The following is a 3533-nucleotide window of genomic DNA, read 5'->3' as shown; positions in this document are numbered from 1 at the left end:
ACGATCTGTTTTTCTAAGTCTATCGAGATTCATGACAAAGTCATTGGAACCTGTATCGAAAGACGCTTCTTCAACTCCTTTAAATCATGACCCAATGAAAACTTAAAATGCTCGAAAAATAAAACCTTCACCCTAACTGCTGTTTGCCCTCCTCAAAGTATGCCTATGGATCCTACAGGACAGGACCGTTGCTTACCTTTGGTCTCTGGTGCTGCACAGGCTTCTATCATGCCGCCCTTACTACCAGGCTCTCCCCCTGCTTCTTGTTTTCGTCGGGAGGTCGTTGCTAATGCAGCAGATCGTTTTGTGTGTACGGGCAAAGAGTACGTTTTTCCAAGCAAGCTGCCTCCCTATAACCTACTGCATAAGCCTGCAAACGGTGTGCAATGTCCTAGTGGTTATGACGGTGATGTGCAATTTAATGGCAAAGGCATTCGTTGCCGAAAAAATGATGGTGGTGCAAAGCCTGCCGATTGTGATTTTCCATGGAGTTGGGAAGTAGATCATAAGGGGAAAAATGACGAATGTGTGCTTGCAAATAATGCTGGGCCAACTGTACCCAAAGGGATAACCAAAATCCAGCTTGATATAGAGAAGGCGCGAGGAGATATCAGTTGGCACTTAGACGTTCGGTCTGGTCGCGATTCTTGGCAGAAGCGTATCTATAAATATCCCGCTTCGAGTAACTAAATTCACCAACAGAGGAGTTCTATTATGAAAACTTTTACATCAAAACGGCTTATGCTAGGTGCTTTATTTTCAGTCAGCTTAATGGCAAGTTTGGCAATGCCACAAGTCTATGCTGATACAGCCCCCGCTAAGTTGAAATCTATTCCAGTGAGTCCAAATGAATTTATGGCCTTAGCTATAGCCGTTGAAAACGTTGAAAAAGCTAAAAACCAAACTGAAAGAAATTTGGCTTTGCAAAAACTACGTGATCAATCTAAAGCTGTTGATGCTTCTGCTGCTCGTTTTGCTGCAAGCTTGCGAGCTAATAAAGAAGAGAGTTTATTTAACGATTTTATCTTGCAAAAGGCTATGCGCGAAGAGGGTGCTCAATTTGTAGCAGCTATTAAAGCTGCACATCCATCAGGTCTGCCATCTGCCATGGTAGCTCAACCTAATTTCGCACAAAACCAAATACTTAACTTTGAAAAAAAATTGTCGCCTTTGTCTAAATTTGATTGGTGGCAATTAATAGGTATTTCTCCAGTAGAAGCAGGTCTTAGGGGGACAGGTTGTAGTGTTGCAGTATATGTTCTAAGTCGAGGAGAAGGTACAGACGTCAATTATAAATTATGTAGTCGGTGGTGGTAAGGGGGGGGTAGATGCAAATTAACAGTCATAGATTAGCCATAGGTGTGTTTTGCATCATCAATGCCTTGGCTTTAGCCTCCTGTACAACGACGGGTACAAGCACGCTAGAGGATGGGCCTAGCGTCAGCCCTCAATCGTCTAGGAGCTTGCAAACTAACACTATCGCTGCGCTTAAGCGCAGCGATGCCGTTGCAGCTCGGCAATCTGCCCAGCAATTAGTTCTGGCTAATCCACGTTCGTATCAATCGCATTTACTTCTAGGTGCGAGTCATCATTTAGCCGGTGATCCCGCTTCACTCGATCTTGCCATATCAGGTTATGAAGCCGCCAAACAATTTGCGGGCAGCAATGTTTGGCCTTCCATGCTGGCGGGTATGGCTGCTTTACAACGGCAAGAGCCCAAAAAAGCGCTAGATTATTTTTCAGATGCAGTCTTAACTGATCCACAAGAAGCGTTAGCTTTTGAAGGATTATCCGCAGCGGCTTATGCTTCAGGACGTATCGATTTAGCACAGGCTGCGGCTGAGCGTGCGAGAAAACTTGATCCTAATTCAAGTCATGCTTGGCGTATGGCTACCTTGAGTGCAGCAGGTAAGGGGCAGGACGCTCACGTCAATAGCTTACTAGCTTCACCCCCCGCGGTTGTCCCAGCCGTAGAGCGTAATTTTGTAGAGCAGCGTAGTGCCAGTTTATTACGTACCGCAGCGATTGATAGTAGCGCTGCTCCCGTTGCAGCAGCGAGTTCTGAAGAGCCAGCACCGGTAAGCGCTGCGCCTAGTAATAACGTGTCAGGCGGTTCCAACCAATTAACCGTGGATGTCACCTTAGTCTTATCAGATGTGCGTGATACGACCCGCTATGGCGTGAATTTATTAGATAGCTTACAAGGTATCTATAGTTTAGGACGCCTATCCGAGTCCAGAGTAAGCGCAACGGACTCATCAGACTCAGTGACTTTTACCCGAGCCATTAAAACACCTGATTTGGCCTATAACTTAAATATTTTTAATCAAGGTAAGCGCTACTATGAAGTGATTGCACGCCCAAGTTTGACCGCTTTTACGGGTGAGCAATCAGTATTTTTTGTGGGTGAGCAATTAAAAATTCCAGTCAGTGGCGTGAATACCGCCGTTTTAGAAAACATTGATGTAGGTGTTTCTTTAAAAATTACTCCCAGTGAAGTACGTAAGGATGGGGCTAAGTTTCGGGTGGAAGCAGACCGTAGCTTTTTTAGTGACCAGAATATCGGCAAATTTGACCAAGGCGTTACCATCTTCAAGCAAAGTGTGGCTGCGACTGCGGATGTCACGTTTGGCGAAACACTCATCTTAAGTGGTTTGAGTGAGTCGATTCGTGATGGGCAAAGCTCGGCAGTGCCTATTCTAGGCGATATTCCCGTCGCCAATTTAGCGTTTCGTAATGAGACTAATCTAAAGCGCGGTAGGCATGTATTAATCCTAATCACCCCTTCTGCGCCCGCTACGATTGCAAGAACTAAGCTTTTGTCGCCAAGCTTGAATCGTTTGATCCAAGTATGGGATACCGTGATTGAACCAAGGCATGGCCTAGAAGCATTAACCTATAAGCTACAAAAAAGCTGGATATTCACCCGAGCTGCTGCAGATGATATTCCACCTTCTACTATACAAGATCCCAAAATAATGAATCCTCTATTAAATAGTTTAGTGAACTAATAATGGGTTCTAGGATTTTTCTGATGAAATTTAAACAAGCCTAAAGGCGATTTTTATGAAAAAGCTAATTTATTGTGTTTTATTAAGCCTGCTAGCCACTGCGGTTTATGCAGCGCCTTGTAGTTGCCCAACTGGCTTTTATCCAGTGAGTACTGAGTTTTGCCTAGCCAGGGCAGTTATAGAAAGACCCGCTACTTGTTTATCGGGAAAATTGGTCTTGGATAAGAATCCAAATAACGAAGATGTTTGCACAGGTTCTCTACAGACTACCATTCCGACTGGAGTACCAAGTAATGAAATTAGGGAGTTACGTTCAGCAGGGTGGTTTTTAGTGCAGCGTGCCGGTGGCGATTTATGGCGCAAACGAGAAATTAAACCCTTAACTTGTGCTATCGGAAAGTAATAATGAACATGCACAATAACTACTAAAAGGGGTCGTGATTTAAGGGAGTTGAAAACGCTTTGATGGAGCTTTATCGTTAAAGGCATTTGATCTGAGGAAGAGGTGTGTATGGCCACCGT

General features: G+C 44.5%; 5 protein-coding genes. All 5 read left to right on the top strand.

Annotated features, from left to right (window positions below; all coding sequences use genetic code 11):
- The first annotated feature begins 3 nt into the window (after nt 1–3).
- On the top strand, nt 4–90 hold the full coding sequence (locus A3IE_RS23490) for an IS1 family transposase (protein WP_425425147.1): 87 nt from the start codon (nt 4–6) through the stop codon (nt 88–90).
- A 138-nt stretch (nt 91–228) separates the two neighbouring features.
- Complete coding sequence (locus A3IE_RS0119185; protein ID WP_157832924.1) at nt 229–690, top strand: hypothetical protein; 462 nt, start codon at nt 229–231, stop codon at nt 688–690.
- Nucleotides 691–714: 24 nt separating this feature from the next.
- Nucleotides 715–1317, top strand: coding sequence for a hypothetical protein (locus tag A3IE_RS0119180; protein ID WP_020397232.1), 603 nt, complete (start codon nt 715–717; stop codon nt 1315–1317).
- Between the two features lie 11 nt (nt 1318–1328).
- Complete coding sequence (locus A3IE_RS21480; protein ID WP_051062573.1) at nt 1329–3011, top strand: hypothetical protein; 1683 nt, start codon at nt 1329–1331, stop codon at nt 3009–3011.
- Nucleotides 3012–3066: 55 nt separating this feature from the next.
- Nucleotides 3067–3414: a hypothetical protein gene (locus A3IE_RS0119170; protein ID WP_020397230.1), complete on the top strand. Its 348-nt coding sequence runs from the start codon at nt 3067–3069 to the stop codon at nt 3412–3414.
- The last annotated feature ends 119 nt before the right edge of the window (nt 3415–3533 follow it).

It is taken from the genome of Thiolinea disciformis DSM 14473, assembly GCF_000371925.1.
Lineage (GTDB): Bacteria > Pseudomonadota > Gammaproteobacteria > Thiotrichales > Thiotrichaceae > Thiolinea > Thiolinea disciformis.
This window is presented reverse-complemented; position numbering and strand designations above follow the sequence as displayed.